The sequence below is a fragment of the Paraburkholderia sp. HC6.4b genome, from assembly GCF_014200875.1.
GTDB lineage: Bacteria > Pseudomonadota > Gammaproteobacteria > Burkholderiales > Burkholderiaceae > Paraburkholderia > Paraburkholderia tuberum.
This window is the reverse complement of the sequence record NZ_JACHDC010000017.1, coordinates 189,605-208,638: the sequence shown is the minus strand read 5'-3', so window position 1 is coordinate 208,638 and position 19,034 is coordinate 189,605. Positions and strand designations below refer to the sequence as shown.

The following is a 19,034-nucleotide window of genomic DNA, read 5'->3' as shown; positions in this document are numbered from 1 at the left end:
CCATGACTTCCGCATTCCTGCAAATCCAGCGCCTGCGTAAGACCTACGACGACGTCGTTGCCATCGACCAGGTTTCGCTCGATGTGCGCAAGGGCGAGTTCATGACCTTCCTCGGGCCGTCGGGCTCGGGCAAGAGCACGACGCTCTATATCGTCGCGGGTTTTCAGGAGCCGACTGAGGGTCGCGTGCTGCTCGACGGCAAACCGCTGCTGTCGGTCGCGCCCAATAAACGCAACATTGGCATGGTGTTTCAGCGCTACACGCTGTTTCCGCATCTCACCGTCGGGCAAAACGTGGCTTTCCCCTTGCGGGTGCGCCGCCGCCCCGAGGCGGAGATCAAGAAGAAGGTCGAGCAGATGCTCGCGCTGCTTCATCTCGCGGAGTTCCGCGATCGCATGCCCGGCCAGCTCTCGGGCGGCCAGCAACAGCGGGTGGCGATTGCGCGCGCGCTGGCGTACGACCCGCCTGTGCTGCTGATGGACGAACCGTTGTCCGCGCTCGACAAGAAGCTTCGCGAGGAAATCCAGCTCGAATTGCGCCGCATCCACCAGGAGACCGGCGTGACGATTCTCTACGTGACGCACGACCAGGAAGAGGCGTTGCGTCTTTCGGATCGTATCGCTGTGTTCAACAAGGGCCGCATCGAACAATGCGGAACCGGCGAAGAGCTCTATGAAAATCCGGCTTCGCGCTTCGTCGCCAACTTCATTGGCAATTCGAACTTCCTGCCTGTTCGCATCACCGCGCGCGACGCGGCGCAATCGAGCGCCGTCTTCCCGAGCGGCCATGCAATCGCGGCCACCGGCGATGCCACGCTTTCGGTGGGCGGCGACGGCACGCTGATGGTTCGCCCCGAGCAGATCCGCATTCGCGCTGCCGGGGCGGCCAAAAACACGGCGGGCTTGCCAGTTACCGTGCGAGACATCACCTATCTCGGCGACGCCATGCACTACTCGGTGACGACGCCGTGGGCACAGGACATGTCAGTGCGGATGCCTGCGGGAGATCATCGGGACAGTGGGATCGTCATCGGCACGCAGGCCTGGATCGACTGGGATGCGCGCGACACGAGGCTGTTCGCGCAGGCTTGATCGGATACAGCAATGCACCAACCGATCTCGTCCCTGAAAGTTGAGCGCCGAACGACCACGCTCAGAGCGCTTGCGCTCGAGAAAATGCGTAGCGCCATCCTGGACGCGCGTTTTCAGCCAGGCGCCCGGCTGGTCGAGCGGACCTTGTGTGAAGAGCTGGGCGTGAGCCGCACGGTCGTGCGCGAAGTGCTGCGCCATCTGGAGACGGAGGGGCTCGTCGATACCCTGCCGAATCAGGGGCCCATCGTTGCCGTGCTCGATCTCAAGACCGCAACGGAGATTTACGAAATTCGCGGCCTGCTGGAGGGCGAAGCGGCGTCCGCCTGTGCGCGGCTTGCCGACGCACGCACCGTCGACGATCTGGACGCACTGATCGACAGCATTCAGCTCGCTTTCGATGACCGGGACTATCGCGCAGTGCTGGCGTTCACGACGGCGTTTTACGAGCGCATGTTCACCGCGGGCCACAAACATGTCGCGTGGGAAATCGTCCAGTCGCTGACGGCAAGAATCAACCGTCTGCGAGCGTTGACCATCGCGTCCGACGATCGCGGCAGCCAGGCAGTTCTGGAAATGCGTCAGATCCTGGCCGCGATACGCGCGGGGGACGCGGTCGCCGCGCACAGCGCCGCCGTCACGCACATCAGCGGGGTGGCGGAAATCGCCAGGAAGCTGTTGGTTGAAGGGCAGGGGCTCTTGCTCCTGAAACGCGCGGGGTAATCTTCGGGCCCTTTGCTCCTTGCGCAGAAGCGGCGATAGAAAGGATAAAACGGCTCGGTACGACGAAGCGTTCAGAAGGAAAAAGCAAGTTCACCCACACGCCCCCACGTTTCGTGGCGGGTTAGCAGCGCATTTGACAAGGAGAGAAGAAAGCATGAAACGTCGTGATAAGAAGAACATTGCTATGTGGTTATTGGCGGGGAGCGCTTTCGTCGCGTTGAACGCGCACGCGCAATCGTCCGTCACGCTGTATGGCGTGATCGACGAGGGCATCGACTACGTCAGCAACAGCGGCGGCCATTCGCTTTGGCGCATGCGCGACGGTACGTATGACGGCGTCTATGGCAGCCGCTGGGGTTTGAAGGGCAGCGAGGATCTCGGCGGCGGTCTGAGCGCGCTGTTCAAGCTGGAATCGGGTTTCAGCACGGAAAACGGCCAAAGCCGCCAGGGCGGACGCCTGTTCGGCCGTCAGGCCTACGTAGGGCTTTCGGATGCGCATCTCGGCACGGTCACGCTCGGGCGCCAGTACGATTCGGTGGTCGATTATCTGCAACCGCTCACCGCGCCCGGACAACTCGGGGGACCGCTCGTTCATGCTGGTGACATCGACAACACGGACAACTCTTTTCGCGTCGACAATTCGATCAAATACGCGAGTCCGAAGATCGGCGGCCTGACCTTTGGCGGCCTCTATTCGTTCACCAATACGAACGCGCCCGGCCGTGGAACGACCGGCTTGTGGAGCCTCGGGGCGAATTACGCTTTTGGCGGGTTCAACATCGCGGGCGCTTACCTGTACGCGAAGCATCCCGCGGCACTTCTGACCGACGGAAATTACGTGAGCAACACCACCGGCGCGGCGATTGGCGCGAGCGGCCCGTTCAGCTACGTGGGCAATCCGGCCAATGAGCAGATCTTCGGTGCGGCGATCAACTACGCGCTGGGTTCGGCGACGCTCGGTCTGGATTACACCAACACGAAGTTCAACGACGCCAACGGCACGCAGGGCACGGTGATTTTTGCGAACTACGAAGCGTGGGGCCGCTACAACCTGACGTCGGCGTGGTACGTCGGTGCGCAGTACGTGTACACGCACGGCAACGTCGGCTACGACCAGTCGATTCCGATTTACCACCAGGTGGGACTCACGACGGCCTATGCCTTGTCAAAGCGCACCTCGCTATACGCGATGGGCGTCTGGCAAAAGGCAGCGGGCGCGGCGTCGAATGCCGACATCTTCGATGGCGCAGTCGCTTCGGCTTCGTCGAACAATCATCAAACCGCTGTGCGCATCGGCATGTATCACCAGTTTTGATCGTGGTGGGCTCCGTCCTCGCGCGGAGCACGATGTCGCCCCGAGTATGAATTCGCGCGATCCGGCTTGCAGCGGGTCGCGCGACACTTTTTTGCAACCCCTTTAGGAATGACCATGGAATTGGCAACCCAGTTGAAGGATCCGCTGCTGTTTCGACAACAGGCCTACGTCAACGGCGAATGGCAAAGCGCAGCCAACGCCGAAACATTCGAGGTTCGCGATCCCGCAACGGGCGCGATCGTCGGCAACGTTCCTTTGATGGGCGCGAGCGAAACACGTCAGGCGATCGACGCAGCGAACGCGGCCTGGCCCGCGTGGCGCAAAAAGACCGCGAAAGAACGCGGCGCCATTCTGCGCAAATGGCACGGTCTGATGATGGAGAACGCCGATGATCTCGCGCTGGTCCTGTCGACGGAGCAGGGCAAGTCGCTTGCGGAAGCGAAGGGTGAAATCGGCTATGCCGCGTCGTTCTTCGAATGGTTTGCGGAAGAAGGCAAGCGCGTGTATGGCGACACGATTCCGACGCCGGCGAGCGACAAGCGCATCGTCGTGGTGAAGGAACCGGTGGGTGTGTGCGCCGCGATCACGCCGTGGAATTTCCCGGCCGCGATGATTACCCGCAAGGTCGGACCCGCGCTCGCCGCCGGTTGCACCATCGTCGTCAAACCCGCCGAAGCGACGCCGTTCTCGGCGCTGGCGCTGGCCGTGCTGGCCCAGCGTGCGGGCGTGCCGTCCGGTGTGTTCAGCGTGGTGACGGGCGACCCGAAGGCGATTGGTGCGGAGCTGACGTCGAATCCCGTCGTGCGCAAGCTCTCGTTCACGGGATCGACGCCGGTGGGCCGCCTGTTGATGAGCCAGTGCGCGTCGACGGTCAAGAAAGTGTCGCTCGAACTCGGCGGCAACGCGCCGTTCATCGTGTTCGACGATGCCGACGTCGATGCGGCCGTCCAGGGTGCCATCGCATCGAAGTACCGCAACAGCGGGCAGACGTGCGTGTGCACGAACCGCTTCTACGTGCACGACACCGTGTACGACCAGTTCGCGGAAAAGCTCGCCGCAGCGGTCAGCCGCCTGAAGGTCGGACGCGGCACCGAACCCGATGTCGCGCAAGGCCCGCTCATCAACGAGGCAGCGGTGCAGAAAGTTGAAGCCCACATCGCGGATGCGCTCGCGAAGGGCGCGTCCGTCGTCACGGGCGGCAAGCGTCATGCGCTCGGCCACGGCTTCTTCGAACCGACGGTGCTCCGGGACGTCACCCCGGCGATGCAAGTCGCGAAAGACGAGACCTTCGGCCCACTCGCGCCGCTCTTCAGATTCAGCAGCGACGACGAGGTGATCGGCTTCGCGAACGACACCGAGTTCGGTCTCGCATCGTACTTCTACAGCCGGGACATCGGCCGCGTCTGGAGGGTTGCGGAAGCGTTGGAGTACGGGATGGTCGGCGTGAACACGGGCCTGATTTCGAACGAAGTCGCGCCGTTCGGTGGCGTGAAGCAGTCGGGCATGGGGCGCGAGGGTTCGCACTACGGCATCGACGATTATGTCGTCATCAAATATCTGTGCATGGCGGTTTGACCAGAAAAAAGCGGGGTGCAAAAGCGGACGCTCGAACATGAATACCTGGTCATCCGGAAACAATGAAGCGGGCGCGGCCCGTTTGCACGACACGGCGCTCGATCGCACCGAACCCGGCGCGGTGAGCATACCGTTGCCGGTAACGATACGCGTCGTCGCGATCTGTCTGGCGATGATCCTCGCCGAAGGTTACGACGTCGCAATTTACGGCGCCGTGCTGCCCATGCTGACGCATGGCACGAACTGGTCGCTCTCGCCATTCCAGTTGGGCGCGATTGCGAGTTGCTCATTAGCGGGCATGATGATCGGCGCGATGTGTGCCGGCACGGTGAGCGACCTGATCGGCCGGCGCTGGGTATTACTCGGCAGCGTGGCGCTGTTCTCGGCCATGATGGCTGCGGCGGCGCTGGCGCCCACGCCCACGGTCTTCGTCGTCGCGCGTGTCGTGGGCGGGTTGGGGCTGGGCGGCGTCGTGCCGACCGCCGCGGCGCTCACCGTCGAATATTCTCCACCGCACCGGCGCTCGTTCAACTACGCGTTGATCTACACCGGCTATTCGCTCGGCGGCATTCTCGTCGCGCTGCTCGCGATCGCCTGGTTGCCGACGCATGGCTGGCGATGGCTGTTCGGCCTGGGCGCGCTGCCTCTGCTGCTGGTGCTCGCGGCGGGGCCTTCGTTGCCGGAGTCGATCGATTTCCTCATTGCACGAAAACGTTTTGACGAAGCGCGGTCGCTGGCGCGTGCGCTGCGGATCCGGCACGCGTGGCTTGAAAACGAGTGCGGCGGCGACGCAGTACGTATCGCTGAAAAAAGCGCCCCCGCGCCTGTGCGTTCGTTGTTCGATCGCTCCTTCATTCATGCCACGCTGGCGTTCTGGCTCGCGATGTTTATGGGCCTGCTTCTCCTGTACGGCCTGAGCACGTGGCTGCCGCAACTCATGCGCAAGGCGGGCTATCCGCTCGGGTCGAGCCTCGCATTGCTCATGACGCTCAATCTTGCCGCCGCGCTGGGCTCGCTGTCCGGCGGTGCGTTGGCCGATCGCATCGGTTCGAAACGCGTGGTCAGCGTGTTGTATCTGCTGGCGGCTGCGAGCCTATGCGCGTTGCCGTTTGCCCATGGCGTGGTGCTCACGTATGTGCTGGTCAGCATCGCGGGGGTTGGCACGATCGGCAACACCATGCTGCTTGGCGCTTATATCACGCAGTACTACCCGCCTCACAGTCGGGCGACTGGAATCGGCTGGGCGCTCGGCATAGGACGCTTCGGCGCGATCGCGGGACCATTGATCGGTGGCGTTCTGGCGCAATGGGACGTCGTGCTCGCGTGGAACTTCTTTGTGTTTGCTGCCGCGGGTCTGCTGGCGGCAATCGCCGTGCTGATGGTACCGGGCAATCGCACAAGGCCGATACGAGACTGAACTACAACCACAACTTGCCAGTTTCAACATGAAAATCATTAAAAGCGTCTCCATCTCCAGCAAGATCTTCATCGCGTTTTCAGGCGCGATTTTCGTTTTTATTGTCAGCGCGTGCGTTTGTCTTTACAGCGTTCGGGCCATTGATCAGAAGCAGAAAGAGATCGAAGCATCGGAACAGATGTTGCGTCTTTTGAAAGACGGGACGGGCGACTATCTCAACATCATCTGGGCGGTTCTGGCGAACAACCTCAACGGGAAGGCGTCACACAGGCAATGGATCGTCGATCACCGCCCAGACTTTGGCGAAAAATTGACGAAGCTCCGCGCGATGGATCCCACGCCCGAAGGTGCGGCACTGGTCAACGAAGGTCAGCGGGAATACGACGCGTGGGTAAGAACGGTCGTCGACCCGCTCGTGGAGATGCGCAAGAAGGTGGACGCTTTTTCGGTGAACGTGAGCGACCTCTCCACGTTGACCGAGAGTTTCGGCTCATATCTGGGAACCGAAAAACTGATTGCGGCGGTCGGAAAGCTGGAAAGCTATGAGCAGCAGAGAGTGTCGGCGAATCGTGCGCAGCTCGATTCGCTGCGCACCTCGATTTACGCTAGCGTGCTCTGCGCGTCGTCGATTGCCGTGCTAGCGTCGATTCTCGCAGGACGATGGCTATCGCGCACGATTTCCCGGCCGTTGAAACAGGCCGTATCGGTGGCGACGTGTGTCGCCGAAGGCGATCTGACGAATCGCATCGAAGCGACGTCGACGGACGAAACCGGACAATTGATGCTGGCCATGAAGGCGATGAACCAGAGTCTCGCGGGCATCGTGGGCGGAGTTCGCTCCAGCGCCGATCGCATTGCGTCTGCGTCCAGCGAGATTGCCGTTGGTAATCTCGACCTGTCTTCGCGCACCGAGGAGCAGGCGAGTTCGCTGGAGGAGACGGCCGCGAGCATGACGCAACTGACCGAAACCGTGCGCCAGAATGCGGACAACGCACGTCAGGCCAGTACACTGGCGACGCGCGCGTCCAGCATGGCGGACGCAAGCAATGAAGCGGTGCACGGCATGGTCGAGACGATAGAACGCATCAGCGGCAGCTCGGACCAGATTTCGGAAATCACCGGCGTGATCGAAGGCATCGCTTTCCAGACGAACATCCTGGCCTTGAATGCGGCGGTCGAAGCCGCGCGCGCAGGTGATCAGGGACGCGGGTTTGCCGTCGTGGCGAACGAGGTGCGCGCGCTCGCCCAGCGCTCGGCAACAGCGGCGCGGGAAATCAAGGAACTGATCGGGTCATCGGTGGAGACAATCCAGAGCGGAGCGAGGCGGGCGCATAACGCAGGCGGCACGATGACCGAAGTGAAGCTCGCGATCAGGCAGGTGGCCGACATCGTAAGCGAGATCGCGGCAGCATCCGACGAACAAAGCAGGGGCATCGAGCAGGTGAACCAGGCTGTGAACCTGATGGACAAGGTCACGCAGCAGAATGCGGCGCTCGTCGAGCAGGCTGCCGCGGCGGCCCAGTCGCTGGAAGACCACGCGATGGATCTGAAAAATGCCGTTGCGGTATTCAATCTCGCGGATCACGCTGGGCAACACGCGTAGACCGTAGCGGCAACGCAGAACCGGCTCGTTGCAGCAACGAGCCGGCTGAAGATCGCAATTCAATAAACGCGATTCAACGGGCGCGGTTACTCGGACGCCGTGGCGCCTGCTGGAGCGCGGCGCGGGGAGCGTGAACCGTTGGTCGGCGCGAGCAGGTAGTAGGCAAGCGCCGTCGCAACGAGGCCGACCATCCAGGAAACGTCCGCACCGCCAAGCAGCGACGCCCAAGGGCCGTGGAAGAAGCTCTCTTCCATGAACGGCACCTGAACCGCAATGCCGAAGACGTACAGTGCGATCGCCGTCACATTGAACGAGCCGTACATGCCGCCGTCACTGCTGATGATTTCAGCGACGTGGTAGTGTCGTTTGTTGATGAGGTAGAAGTCGACGAGATTGATCGCAATCCACGGCGCGAGCACGATGCGCATCGCGAAGATTGCATTCAGGAAGATCGCGATGAAGTTGCTCGACGCCCACAACGCGGTGACGGTGGACCCGATCAGCAGGATCGTCGACACGACGACGCGAACGTTGCGGCCAGGCATCCAGTGCGGACGGAACGTTTGCGCGGCGGTGATGAAGGACAGCACAGCGCCGTACAGATTCATGCCGTTATGGCCGATGATATTGACGAGGAAGAGGAAGATCAGCACATAGCCGAACATGCCCGTCTGCGTGCGGATGGCCTGCATGGCGTCGGTGGTATGGCCGGTACTCACGGCGACCACGCCGAACACGAATGCGAAGATCGTTCCCAGCGACGTGCCGAAGTAGGTGAATGCGAAGGTCTTGACGAACCCGGTGGAACTCGGCAGGTAGCGCGAATAGTCGGACGTATACGGTGCGAAGCTGATTTGCCACACCGCGCAGAGTCCGAACATCGCGTACCAGCCGGAGAGATCGAAATGGCCCTGCTGGGAGACGTGGGCGTCGAGGCCCGGCGCCATCAGGATCATGCCGATCAGGAGCGCGCTGCCCATGAACCACGCACCTACCTTGTTGAAGCGATGGATGAAGTGATAGCCGATCACGCCGACCAGCGTCGCGAGAACGGCGCCCATCACTGTCGCAACCGGCACGGGAACCGGCGGGATAGCGGCGTGCAGCGTCTTGCCCGCGAGAATGATGTTCGAAACGAAGAACCCGAGATAGATCAGCGTGGTGAATCCCACCACGAGCAACGACCCATACCGGCCGAATTGCGCACGGCTCTGAATCATCTGCGGCACGCCGACGAGCGGCCCCTGCGCGGAGGTGAGGGCGTGGAAAATCGCGCCGAAGAATTGCCCGACGACGATGGCAAGAATGGCGCTCACCAGATCCAGGTGGAAAATCAGCACTGAGGTAGCGCCGGAAATCACGGCCAGCGGCGCGACATTCGTGCAGAACCACAAGGTGAAGAGATCGACCGGTTTGCCGTGCCGGTTTTCCGGCGCAACATACTCGATCGAGTTGCTTTCGATGGTCAGAACGCTGTTATCGTTCGCCGGGTTTGTCATCATGTCTCCATTTTTATACCAGACTGCGCCGCACCACGAACGCAATGCGTGTGGCGACAGCGCAGCCTTTACGACTTTGAATCGATACGGCAGGGGAGCGCGCCCGTCTAGCGCATCACGAACGGGTCGCTGATCGGGTCGTCCGAGGTGCGAAGCCACACGGACTTCGTCGTCGTGTATTCGAGCGCAGCGGCGAATCCGCCTTCACGGCCATGCCCCGACAGTCCGAAGCCGCCGAATGGGACGAGCGGCGAAACCGCCCGATACGTGTTGATCCAGACGATGCCCGATCGAACGCGCTTTGAAACGCGATGGGCACGCGTGAGATTGGTAGTAAAGATGCCGGCTGCAAGACCGTAGGCTGTGCTGTTTGCCTTTTCGATTGCTTCCTGTTCGGTGGCGAACGTATCCACCGAAAGCACCGGCCCGAAGAGTTCCGTCGTAATACTGTCCGCGTTCGCGACACCGGTACAGTCCAGAATCGTGGGCGCGTAGTAGAAGCCGGCGCGCTCGATAGCCTTGCCCCCCGTCAACACTTTGGCGCCCTGGCGCACGGAGCTTGCAACGACCGACTCGATATTACGCAGTTGCCGCTTGGTGCAAAGCGGCCCGTATTCCGTTGCCATGTCATTGGGCAAGCCGACGAGAATGCGCGAGACGCGTTCGACCAGCAACGCAAGAAACTCGTCCTTGACGGATGCTTCGATCAACAGACGCGAGCCCGCGACACAGCTCTGACCGCTGGCAGCGAAAATGGCCGCGACCTGTGCATTCACGGCGCTTTGAATGTCGGTGTCAGCGAATACGATGAACGGCGATTTGCCGCCCAGCTCCAGCGAAACCTTGGCGAGGTTATTCGCCGTGTTCGCGACAATATGCTTCGCGGTTTCGGGGCCGCCCGTGAAGGCGACTTTGTCCACCTTTGGGTGGCTGCTGAGCACGGCGCCGCATTGCGCGCCAAAGCCCGTGACCACGTTGACGACACCCGGAGGGAACCCGGCTTCGTGGACCACGCGAGCGAATTCGAGCAACGGGCCGGGCGCTTCCTCGGATGCCTTGAGCACCACCGTGCAGCCGGCGGCAAGCGCCGGCCCGAGCTTCACTGCGGAGAGGAACAACTGGCTATTCCATGGAACGATCGCGGCCACCACGCCAACGGGTTGGCGGTCGAGCCAGACCTGCATGTCCGGCTTGTCGACGGGAATATGGCTGCCTTCGAGCTTGTCGGCAATGCCCGCGTAATAGCGGTAGTACTCCGCCACGTACGCGATCTGGCTGGACGTCTCGCGGATGATCTTGCCGGTATCGTTGGTTTCAATTTCAGCGAGTCGCGGCGCAGCCTTTTCGAGGAGTTCGGCAAGCCTGTGCAGCAGTTTCCCTCTGGCCGACGCGGTGATGCCGGCCCACGCAGGATCGGTCAGCGCACGGCTGGCGGCGTCCACGGCGCGGTTGACCTCGTCGTTCCTGGCCTCGGGCATCTGCGCCCACACTTCGCCCGTAGCCGGGTTCACGCTTCCGAACGTCGCGGCGCCCGATTCGAACTGGCCGTCGATATAAAGCTGAAAATGAAAACTCATGGAATTACGTCCTCACTGAAAGGCCGGCATCACGTCGTTGATCATCCGTTCGAGCGACGCCTTCTTGCGCTCGAAGCTCATGCCGGTGTCGATCCAGAAGGAATACTCGTCGAAGCCGAGCGCTTCGTATGCCTTCAGGCGCGCGATCACCTCATCGGGCGTACCGATGACGTTGTTCTTGCGCATGGCTTGTGGCGTGTAGAACGGGTGAGCGGCGATTTCTTCCTTGCTCAGCGACTTGATCATGCCACGGCTCACCGGACGTTCGTTCTTGAACCATGCGCCGAAGTAGTTATAGAAGACGTTCACTTCGTCGGCCGCCAGTTGCGCGTCGTCCTCGCTGCTCGCGACATAGGTGTGGCGCAGCAACATGATCTGCGGGCGAGGCATGTCGCTGAACTTCTCGCATGCCGCGTTGAAATGGCCGGCGAGCTTCTCGACTTCTTCGTCGCCCATATGCAACGGCGTGACCTGGACGTTGCAGCCGTTCGCCACGGCGAACTCGTGGCTGTTCGGGTCGCGGGCGGCTACCCAGAGTGGCGGGTGCGGCTGCTGGAGCGGTCGCGGAGACGACGTTGTCGAAGGGAATTTCCAGAACTCGCCTTCGTGCGCGTAATCGCCTTCCCACAGTTTTTTCACTGCCGGAATGAGTTCGCGCATTCTCTGGCCGGCACCCCATGCATCGAGGCCCGGCAGCAGACGTTCGTATTCGAACGAATACGCGCCGCGTGCGATGCCCAATTCCAGACGGCCGTTGGTGATGATGTCGGTCATCGCCGCTTCGCCAGCAAGCTTGATCGGATGCCAGAATGGCGCGATGACCGTGCCGGTGCCCAGCCTGACGTTCTGGGTCTTGTTGGCCAGATCCACGAGGTTGAGGAACGGATTGGGCGCGATCGTGAAGTCCATGCCATGGTGCTCGCCGGTCCAGACGGCGTGCATGCCGCCCCGGTCCGCGATCTGACAAAGCTCGACCATCTCGTCATAAAGCTGTTTCTGACTGGTCTGGTCGGAGACGCGCTCCATGTGCACGAAAAGTGAAAAACGCATGGGGTAACCTTTCAGGAAAGAAGCGGGCGGACGGTGCCCTGGCTATGGTCGCCGTAGTACATGCTGTAGCTCTTCAACTGGCTTTCCTTGCGGTAGCGTTCGAGCATGCTGGCGACGGCGGCGTCCTGGAACTGATTCGAGCCGATCTCGTCGAGACTCACGAATTCGCCCGCAACAGCGGCCTCATCCGGCGCGCTGCAGAGAAACGAGATGTACTGGTAGTGGGTTTCGGTGTTGTTGTACGCCGAATAGATGAAGCTTGCCGATGCGTCCGGCTGGTACTTCGCGAAGATCTCGGCGAGTGCCTTGTCGGCGCCTTCCTTGCCGATTTCTTTCGAAGGCAGACGCCATCTGTTGTCCGCGTCCCGCGTGAGCAGCACCTTGTCGTCGCGCGCGATGATCGCGCTCACGATGACTTTCGGGCCGGCGATCACTTCGGCCGATACCTTGGCGGGCGTGAAATAGCCGCCGCGGTAATAGCCGAGGCCCGCGTAGCCAGCAGAGTGGAATGCCTCGACCTTGCCGACGATGAGCGCGTGGTCGCCCGCATCGATCACCGTGTGCGTTGTGCAGTCGAACCACGCACTGACGTCGCCGATGAGCGGGTTGTTGTTCGCGCTCAGATGCCAGTTCACGTCGGCGAAGCGATCGTCGCTGGGCCGCGCGAAGGTATTGGATAGATCCTTCTGGCCTTCCGCGAGAATGTTGATGGCGAAGTGTCCCGTCGTGGAAAACGTCTGGTAGTTGCTCGACGTCTTTGCGATGCTCACGAGCAGCAAGGCCGGGTCCAACGAAACTGACGAAAACGAGTTTGCGGTAAAGCCGAGCGGCTTGCCGTCGTCTCCTGCCGTCGTCACAATCGTGACGCCTGTCATGAAGGCGCCGAATGCATCGCGCAGTTCGCGAGGATTGATTCTGGCGGTCTCTTGGGTCATATCACACTTCCGATTTCAACGTTTCGGCGAGATGCTCGGTCTGCAGCCAGGCGCGGAGGGCGCGATTGACTTCCTCGGGGGCGGTCAGGTTCACCATATGGCGCTCGTTGCGGATTACGACGGCACGACCGTTGTGGGCGGCACTGGCCATCTGTTCTGCCATCTCCGGGGTCGAATTCGCATCATCCGAACCGGTAAGCACGAGAGCAGGGCAGGCAATCGTATGCCAGCCGTCGGCATACACTTCATCGCCACTCGCGAAGGCCGTATAGGCCGTGGCGTAACTTGCCAGATCGACGGATTTCAGCCAGGACTCGACCTTTTGCGCCGCGATGTGCTGCGTTTCCCCGGCATTGAACCAGCGCTTGAGCGGTGTCTCGACGTCAATGGTTCCCGATCGAAGTTCGGCCGCGCGTTGCAGTACGGCGTCGCGGGCCTCCGGTGTTCGACGATACACGCCGTTCAGAACGGCTACGCGCCTGACCAGATCGGGCCGTGTGACGGCCACGCCCGCGGCAATCAATGAACCCATCGAATGACCCGCCAGATTGACGGGGCCTGCGTCCAGTGCTTCGATGAATTCGATGGCCCAATTCACGAATTGCTGCAATCCGGCATTCACGTCCAGCGCGGTGCTCGTGCCGTGCCCGGGCATATCGACCGAAATTACCCTGAATTCGGCCGACAGATCGTCGATCTGCGGGTGCCACGCACGCGCCTGCATGCCCACCCCATGAATCAGGACCAGTGGCTCCCCAGTTCCCTGCTCGAGATAGTGCGCGACGCGATTACTTGACAGATGCAGGATTGTTGAGGTCATTTCCGAGTTCTGCCAGATCTTTGTAACGATCGCCAATGCGGTGATGCGGACGGCCGCCGGTCGAGCCGCCAATTGCAATAACCAGTTCGTCCGGCGCCGGCGCATCGGCGATCGCGAACTGTAGCGTCAGGTAATGCGAACGGCGGCCTTCGTCGTTCTTGTCCATCATCGGGATCAGCAGCGGCGCATTTGCCGGGCCGCGCGTGTTGTTGAAAGCCAGATACGACTTGGCGCCGACGGCCGTGCGATAGATGTTGCCGAAGTGCAGCGTGTGGATCAGCGCGGACGCATGCTCGAGCTCACCGTCGAGGCCGACAATCGCGCTCTTGCCGAACGCCTCGACCGCTTCGCCTGACCCCGCCTCGTCAAGGATGAGCTTCGTGAGGTGCTCGCTGAGTTGCGGCGCGATTGCGCGAATCTCGGACGACAGATCTTCGACATAGCCTCGGCCTGCCCACGGGTTTTTGATGACGGCCGCCGCGCCGATCATCTTCAGCGGCTTCGCGGCGGCTTTGTCGCCATCCACGAAGACCGTCTCGACATGGAGAATAGATTTGCGAATCAGGCTCATGGCAAGGTGTCCCAAGGTCAGTTGTTGATGTAAAGTATTGTGGTATGCCATAGTACGGCGTACCATGAGTGTTAACCCTAGCGCACGGATGGCGGCCCAGAAAATGGCGTCGCCCGCGCTCAGGACATGAAATGCACTCGTGCGAGGGTCAATGTGCGCTGACGAGCGTCGCGCGAAGGAGCCGGAAATTCGACGTCAGCGTGTCAGGCGGTAATGGCTAAGAGATCTTTGAAGGTGGAAAGGAGGAAAGATGACTGCATACTGGATTGCTCATGTCACCGTGCTCAACCCTGTGAAATACAAGGATTACACCGACATCGCACCGCTGGCATTCAAGAAATTCGGGGCGGTTTTCCTGGCGCGTGGAGGCGCGTCGAAAGTGCTCGAAGGGGAGTCGTTCGAGCGCCACGTGGTTATCCAGTTCAGCGACATGCAAACAGCGCTGGATTGCTACAGTTCACCCGAATATCAGTCGGCCAAGCAGGCGCGAGACGGACACTGCATCGCGCAAGTGTCGATTGTCGAGGGCTTAGACGGCGGATAGGCTTGCGGGGGGCCGTATTGCGCAAGCGAGATCATGAAGGTCTAGTGTCGTTCAAGAGGCTGCTTTGATGTTTATGTCAGTCACTGCCTGCGACCGTCGACGCGAACCGCTTACTCTCGTTTCTTTGTAATACGTTGAAAAGGGCCCCGTGCCATGGTGGTGGTGGCAAATGCTTGTTGATTCGTCAGTATTTACGAGACAGCGGCTTCAAAGTTGAAGCCGCTTTCTAATTTGACATGGTCACATGTTCGAATAATTCGGACCGCCACCGCCTTCCGGCGTGACCCACACGATGTTCTGTGTCGGGTCCTTGATGTCGCAGGTCTTGCAGTGCACGCAGTTCTGCGCGTTGATCTGCAAGCGGTCTTCGTTTTGCTCGTTCTTCACGAACTCGTAGACACCCGCCGGGCAGAAGCGTGACTCAGGTCCCGCGTAGGTCTGCCAGTTCACGTTCACCGGCACCGTCGGATCTTTCAGCGTCAGGTGCGCCGGCTGGTTTTCTTCGTGGTTCGTGTTCGAGATGAACACCGAGGAGAGCCGGTCGAACGTCAGCTTGCCGTCCGGCTTCGGATACGTGATCGGCTTGCACTGCGAAGCCGGCTTCAGCATCTCGTGATCGGAATGCTGGTGGTGCAGCGTCCACGGCACGTTGCCGCCGAGCAGCGTCTGCTCCAGACCGACCATCAGCGTGCCAAGGTAGAGACCCTTGCTCATCCACTGCTTGAAGTTACGCGCGCGATACAGCTCGGTGTAGAGCCACGACGTCTTGAACGCTTCCGGGTAGGCGCTCAGTTCGTCGGCCTGACGGCCGGCCTGCACGGCGTCGAACGCGGTATCGGCGGCGAGCATGCCGGTCTTGATCGCGGCGTGCGAACCCTTGATGCGCGACGCGTTCAGGAAGCCCGCGTCGTCGCCGACCAGCGCACCGCCCGGGAACACCAGCTTCGGCAACGACATCAGGCCGCCCGCGGTGATCGCGCGCGCGCCGTAGGACACGCGCTTGCCGCCTTCGAGAATCGCGCGGATCGCCGGATGCGTCTTGTAGCGCTGGAATTCCTCGAACGGCGACAGATACGGATTCGAATAGCCGAGGCCGACCACGAAGCCGACCACGACCTGGTTGTTGTCCATGTGGTAGAGGAACGAGCCGCCGTAGGTGTCGTTTTCGAGCGGCCAGCCGGCCGTGTGCATCACCAGACCCGGCTTGTGCCTGGCGGGATCGATCTCCCACAGCTCCTTGATACCGATGCCGTACACCTGCGGATCGACGCCGTCGCGCAGCTTGAACTTCTCGTTCAGCTGGCGGCCGAGGTGGCCGCGCGCGCCTTCGCAGAACAGCGTGTACTTCGCGTGCAGCTCCATGCCGAGCTGGAAGTTCCCGGTCGGTTCGCCATCCTTGCCGATGCCGAGGTTGCCGGTCGCGACGCCCTTGACCGAGCCGTCGTCGTTGTACAGCACTTCGGCCGCCGGAAAGCCCGGGAATAGCTCGACGCCGAGCGCCTCGGCCTGCTGACCCAGCCAGCGCGTCACGTTCGCGAGGCTGATCACGTAGTTGCCGTGGTTCTTGAAATTGTCCGGCAGCGCCCAGGTCGGCACGCTCTTCGCGCCCGTCTCCGTCAGGAACAGGAAGCGGTCTTCGGTCACGTCGACCGTCAGCGGCGCGCCTTTTTCCTTCCAGTCCGGGATCAGCTCGGTCAGCGCGCGCGGGTCCATCACCGCGCCCGACAGAATATGGGCCCCGATCTCTGAGCCTTTTTCGAGGACGCACACGCCAATGTCAGCGCCTCGTTCGGCGGCGCGCTGCTTCAGGCGAATGGCCGCCGACAGGCCCGCAGGGCCGCCGCCGACGATGACGACGTCATATTCCATCGACTCGCGAGGACCGTACTGCTCAATGAGGTTGTGCATGGTCGAATGCCTTATTGCGCGGGCGTCCGGACGTTCGGTTCGATCGCAATCGACACCAGCTTTGCGCCGGGGCCGACATGATGCAGATCCAGCTCCTCGCTTCGGCCTTCGATCCAGATGCCATGCATCGGCGACAGCGTGACGTTCTTCAGCAACTCACTCGACAGGCTCCATCGTCCGGAGAGACTGATCAACAGTTGCACGCTTGCTGGCGTGATCCGCAGCGCGTTCGTCGCTACACTGACTTTCGCGCGGCAGGCTTCGCGCCGGGCCATCACATTGAGTACCTGAACGGGCTTCGTCGGCAAGCTGACCCACACATGCAGGTCGCCGGAGAACTGCACAGGCTGGCCGGTTCGCGCGAGCAACTGGCCATCCTGCGAATGCAGATCGACTGTGCCGTCGTCGATCAGCAGCAGCGTGCGTTCGAAGCCAGGGAATTGCGAAAACCGCGCGGCGCCCTTAAGGTCCGCCAGACTCACGCGCCAGTCGGCTACGCCCGCCGGATTCGCACCACGAGCGAGGGTGCGGGTCGTACCGCCGCCGTTGACCCATGGTTCGGGCGAGACCGACGTGCAGTCGAGAAAGCGGACCGACGGCAGGTTGTCGTCGGCACGATGCGTTTTCAGATGACCCAGCGCTTCGCCGCTATAGCGCGAGATGGGTTTCGGCAGGTCGAGTTCCATCACGCTGCCCCTGCGCCGGCGTGGGCTTCGAGTTCACTTAATACATCGAACAGATCGCCGACGATGCCGTAATCCGCCACCGAAAAAATCGGCGCGTCCGGATCCTTGTTGACGGCGACGATCACCTTCGAATCCTTCATGCCGGCCAGATGCTGGATCGCGCCGGAAATGCCGAATGCGAAGTACACATCGGGTGCGACGGTTTTGCCGGTCTGTCCCACTTGCGTGGCGTTCGGCGCATAACCCGCATCCACGGCGGCTCGCGATGCGCCGAGTGCGGCACCTATGCGATCGGCGAACTCGCCGAGACGGACCATGTTGTCTTTCGATGCCAGTCCGCGGCCGCCCGAGATGACGACACGTGCCGTGCTCAGATCGCGTCCGGATTGTCCGGATGCCTGGCGCTCCAGTAGCTTCGTTTTCTTGAACGCGGCGACCGGTTCCGTTTCGACAATCGCGGCGGCACCGCCCGATGCCCGCGCCGCAACGAAAGATGAGGTTCGTACCGTGGCAAACGTCACGCGCGCTGTGACCGATACTTTGGCGATGACGCTGCCCGCATAAAGACCTCGCGTGAAGCGGCCTTGCGCGTCGATGCCGGTCACGTCCGCGAGAAACGCGCCATCGGTTAGCGCAGCGGCACGCGGCAACGCACGGCGGCCGAGATTGCGGTGACTCGCGACGATCAGCGTGTAATCGTGAGAGACGGCCTGAAGCTGCATGCCGAGCGTTTCGGGCACCTGAACATGAGCCACATCGCCCGTGATGGCGAGCACGCGCTCCACGCCGGTGATGCTGGCCGCAGCGTGGGCGCCTGCTGCCGGTACCAGGACGTCGACCGGCAAACCACGTTGCAACGCCGCAGTGACGGCGCGCCGCGTCGATTCCGCGAGCTCGCCATGCTCCCATTCCCCTACCACAAGGCTTCTCATACCGGTGCTCCCAGGTTGTCCAACGGACGCTGTGCGGCGAGCGCATCCAGCAGCGCGACGGTATTCGCGACCTTGATGCCGCCCTCGCGCACAGGCGGGTCTCGCAGTTCGACGATCGTCGTGCTCGGCGTCAGATCGACGCCGAGCGATGCGCCGTCGATCGTCACAAGCGGTTTCTGCTTCGCCTTGACGATGCTCGGCAGCGTGACGCGACGCGGCTCGGCCAGACGCAAGTCCGCGCTGATAACGCTCGGACCGTCCAGTTCCCACACGGATGTGCCGCCGTCATCGCCACACGTCACCTGCCAGTGAGCGTCGCGTGCGGACAACGCGCTTGCGTTCAGCGCCTGGGACCAGCCAAGCAACGCCGCGAGCATGGCGGCGACGCCGCCAATGTCGTTGTCGATTGCCTGCTTGCCGCATAGGACGAGGCCGAAGTCGCTCGTTGCCATGTACGCGCGCAGCGAGCGCGCGACGGCCAGCGAGTCCACGGTGGCGCTGGCGGCGCCAGTGTCGATCAGCACGGCGTCGTCGGCGCCCATCGCGAGGGCAGTGCGCAACACGTCCTGGCTGGTGGACTGGCCGCACGTCACCACCGTTACCTGGGAGGCCACGCCTGCCTCCCTCAGTTGCAGCGCCTTTTCGACCGCGCATTCGTCGAAGGGGTTGAGCGACATCTTCAAACCGGTTGTGTCGATCGCGCCGCTCGTGCTGACCCGCACGCGCACGTTGGCATCGACGACCCGTTTGACGGGAACGAGAATTCGAATGGTCATGTGGATAGGCTCCGG

The 19,034-nt window shown here is 61.9% G+C and carries 17 protein-coding genes; 7 read left to right on the top strand and 10 right to left on the bottom strand.

The window, feature by feature from the left end; translation table 11 throughout:
• Positions 1-2: 2 nt before the first annotated feature.
• From HDG34_RS25370 to HDG34_RS39880, 6 genes are all read left to right on the top strand, one after another.
• Complete coding sequence (locus HDG34_RS25370) at positions 3-1,091, top strand: ABC transporter ATP-binding protein (protein ID WP_184063068.1); 1,089 nt, start codon at positions 3-5, stop codon at positions 1,089-1,091.
• A 12-nt stretch (positions 1,092-1,103) separates the two neighbouring features.
• Positions 1,104-1,811 carry a GntR family transcriptional regulator gene (locus tag HDG34_RS25365; RefSeq protein WP_184063065.1) on the top strand — a complete coding sequence of 236 codons (708 nt, stop codon included), beginning with the start codon at positions 1,104-1,106 and terminating at the stop codon, positions 1,809-1,811.
• Between the two features lie 154 nt (positions 1,812-1,965).
• The gene (locus HDG34_RS25360; protein ID WP_409259547.1) at positions 1,966-3,126 is read left to right on the top strand and encodes a porin; all 1,161 of its coding nucleotides are present in this window, start codon (positions 1,966-1,968) and stop codon (positions 3,124-3,126) included.
• A 114-nt stretch (positions 3,127-3,240) separates the two neighbouring features.
• Positions 3,241-4,701 (top strand): NADP-dependent succinate-semialdehyde dehydrogenase, encoded by a 1,461-nt coding sequence (gene gabD, locus HDG34_RS25355; RefSeq protein ID WP_184063063.1) that lies wholly within the window; start codon positions 3,241-3,243, stop codon positions 4,699-4,701.
• A 37-nt stretch (positions 4,702-4,738) separates the two neighbouring features.
• Complete coding sequence (locus tag HDG34_RS25350) at positions 4,739-6,118, top strand: MFS transporter (protein WP_184063061.1); 1,380 nt, start codon at positions 4,739-4,741, stop codon at positions 6,116-6,118.
• Positions 6,119-6,146: 28 nt separating this feature from the next.
• A complete protein-coding gene (locus HDG34_RS39880) occupies positions 6,147-7,721 on the top strand; it encodes a methyl-accepting chemotaxis protein (RefSeq protein ID WP_311734933.1) in 1,575 nt (524 codons plus the stop codon).
• A gap of 86 nt (positions 7,722-7,807) precedes the next feature.
• Here HDG34_RS39880 and HDG34_RS25340 read toward each other — a convergent pair whose 3' ends face one another.
• The 6 genes from HDG34_RS25340 to HDG34_RS25315 all read right to left on the bottom strand — a co-directional run bounded on the left by HDG34_RS25340 (position 7,808) and on the right by HDG34_RS25315 (position 14,173).
• Positions 7,808-9,220, bottom strand: coding sequence for a cytosine permease (locus tag HDG34_RS25340; RefSeq protein WP_184063118.1), 1,413 nt, complete (start codon positions 9,218-9,220; stop codon positions 7,808-7,810).
• A gap of 107 nt (positions 9,221-9,327) precedes the next feature.
• Positions 9,328-10,797: an aldehyde dehydrogenase gene (locus HDG34_RS25335; RefSeq protein ID WP_184063059.1), complete on the bottom strand. Its 1,470-nt coding sequence runs from the start codon at positions 10,795-10,797 to the stop codon at positions 9,328-9,330.
• 12 nt (positions 10,798-10,809) lie between these two features.
• Positions 10,810-11,847 carry an LLM class flavin-dependent oxidoreductase gene (locus HDG34_RS25330; RefSeq protein ID WP_184063057.1) on the bottom strand — a complete coding sequence of 346 codons (1,038 nt, stop codon included), beginning with the start codon at positions 11,845-11,847 and terminating at the stop codon, positions 10,810-10,812.
• An 11-nt stretch (positions 11,848-11,858) separates the two neighbouring features.
• Positions 11,859-12,782 carry a flavin reductase gene (locus HDG34_RS25325; protein WP_184063055.1) on the bottom strand — a complete coding sequence of 308 codons (924 nt, stop codon included), beginning with the start codon at positions 12,780-12,782 and terminating at the stop codon, positions 11,859-11,861.
• A 1-nt stretch (position 12,783) separates the two neighbouring features.
• The gene (locus HDG34_RS25320; protein ID WP_184063053.1) at positions 12,784-13,602 is read right to left on the bottom strand and encodes an alpha/beta fold hydrolase; all 819 of its coding nucleotides are present in this window, start codon (positions 13,600-13,602) and stop codon (positions 12,784-12,786) included.
• On the bottom strand, positions 13,571-14,173 hold the full coding sequence (locus HDG34_RS25315; protein WP_184063051.1) for an amino acid synthesis family protein: 603 nt from the start codon (positions 14,171-14,173) through the stop codon (positions 13,571-13,573). Before HDG34_RS25315 ends, HDG34_RS25320 begins: the two co-directional genes overlap by 32 nt.
• A 250-nt stretch (positions 14,174-14,423) precedes the next feature.
• On the opposite strand from HDG34_RS25315, the gene HDG34_RS25310 reads away from it, so the two are divergent.
• Positions 14,424-14,717 carry a DUF1330 domain-containing protein gene (locus HDG34_RS25310; RefSeq protein WP_128598348.1) on the top strand — a complete coding sequence of 98 codons (294 nt, stop codon included), beginning with the start codon at positions 14,424-14,426 and terminating at the stop codon, positions 14,715-14,717.
• Between the two features lie 240 nt (positions 14,718-14,957).
• Here the strand turns inward: HDG34_RS25310 and HDG34_RS25305 are convergent, their stop codons facing one another.
• From HDG34_RS25305 to HDG34_RS25290, 4 genes are read right to left on the bottom strand one after another with little or no spacing between them, the layout of a single operon-like run.
• Complete coding sequence (locus HDG34_RS25305) at positions 14,958-16,625, bottom strand: electron transfer flavoprotein-ubiquinone oxidoreductase (protein ID WP_184063049.1); 1,668 nt, start codon at positions 16,623-16,625, stop codon at positions 14,958-14,960.
• A gap of 11 nt (positions 16,626-16,636) precedes the next feature.
• On the bottom strand, positions 16,637-17,311 hold the full coding sequence (locus HDG34_RS25300; protein ID WP_184063047.1) for a HutD family protein: 675 nt from the start codon (positions 17,309-17,311) through the stop codon (positions 16,637-16,639).
• The gene (locus tag HDG34_RS25295) at positions 17,311-18,243 is read right to left on the bottom strand and encodes an electron transfer flavoprotein subunit alpha/FixB family protein (protein WP_184063045.1); all 933 of its coding nucleotides are present in this window, start codon (positions 18,241-18,243) and stop codon (positions 17,311-17,313) included. The genes HDG34_RS25300 and HDG34_RS25295 overlap by 1 nt, the downstream gene beginning before the upstream one ends.
• Positions 18,240-19,013, bottom strand: a complete 774-nt coding sequence (locus tag HDG34_RS25290) for an electron transfer flavoprotein subunit beta/FixA family protein (protein ID WP_184063116.1) — start codon at positions 19,011-19,013, stop codon at positions 18,240-18,242. The genes HDG34_RS25295 and HDG34_RS25290 overlap by 4 nt, the downstream gene beginning before the upstream one ends.
• Positions 19,014-19,034 lie beyond the last annotated feature (21 nt).

What these genes read in the sequence shown, in the direction of transcription:
- HDG34_RS25370 (WP_184063068.1), top strand. Translation starts at nt 3, where the DNA reads ATGACTTCCGCATTCCTGCAAATCCAGCGCCTGCGTAAGACCTACGAC.
- HDG34_RS25365 (WP_184063065.1), top strand. Translation starts at nt 1,104, where the DNA reads ATGCACCAACCGATCTCGTCCCTGAAAGTTGAGCGCCGAACGACCACG.
- HDG34_RS25360 (WP_409259547.1), top strand. Translation starts at nt 1,966, where the DNA reads ATGAAACGTCGTGATAAGAAGAACATTGCTATGTGGTTATTGGCGGGG.
- gabD (WP_184063063.1), top strand. Translation starts at nt 3,241, where the DNA reads ATGGAATTGGCAACCCAGTTGAAGGATCCGCTGCTGTTTCGACAACAG.
- HDG34_RS25350 (WP_184063061.1), top strand. Translation starts at nt 4,739, where the DNA reads ATGAATACCTGGTCATCCGGAAACAATGAAGCGGGCGCGGCCCGTTTG.
- HDG34_RS39880 (WP_311734933.1), top strand. Translation starts at nt 6,147, where the DNA reads ATGAAAATCATTAAAAGCGTCTCCATCTCCAGCAAGATCTTCATCGCG.
- HDG34_RS25340 (WP_184063118.1), bottom strand. Translation starts at nt 9,220, where the DNA reads ATGACAAACCCGGCGAACGATAACAGCGTTCTGACCATCGAAAGCAAC.
- HDG34_RS25335 (WP_184063059.1), bottom strand. Translation starts at nt 10,797, where the DNA reads ATGAGTTTTCATTTTCAGCTTTATATCGACGGCCAGTTCGAATCGGGC.
- HDG34_RS25330 (WP_184063057.1), bottom strand. Translation starts at nt 11,847, where the DNA reads ATGCGTTTTTCACTTTTCGTGCACATGGAGCGCGTCTCCGACCAGACC.
- HDG34_RS25325 (WP_184063055.1), bottom strand. Translation starts at nt 12,782, where the DNA reads ATGACCCAAGAGACCGCCAGAATCAATCCTCGCGAACTGCGCGATGCA.
- HDG34_RS25320 (WP_184063053.1), bottom strand. Translation starts at nt 13,602, where the DNA reads ATGACCTCAACAATCCTGCATCTGTCAAGTAATCGCGTCGCGCACTAT.
- HDG34_RS25315 (WP_184063051.1), bottom strand. Translation starts at nt 14,173, where the DNA reads ATGAGCCTGATTCGCAAATCTATTCTCCATGTCGAGACGGTCTTCGTG.
- HDG34_RS25310 (WP_128598348.1), top strand. Translation starts at nt 14,424, where the DNA reads ATGACTGCATACTGGATTGCTCATGTCACCGTGCTCAACCCTGTGAAA.
- HDG34_RS25305 (WP_184063049.1), bottom strand. Translation starts at nt 16,625, where the DNA reads ATGCACAACCTCATTGAGCAGTACGGTCCTCGCGAGTCGATGGAATAT.
- HDG34_RS25300 (WP_184063047.1), bottom strand. Translation starts at nt 17,311, where the DNA reads ATGGAACTCGACCTGCCGAAACCCATCTCGCGCTATAGCGGCGAAGCG.
- HDG34_RS25295 (WP_184063045.1), bottom strand. Translation starts at nt 18,243, where the DNA reads ATGAGAAGCCTTGTGGTAGGGGAATGGGAGCATGGCGAGCTCGCGGAA.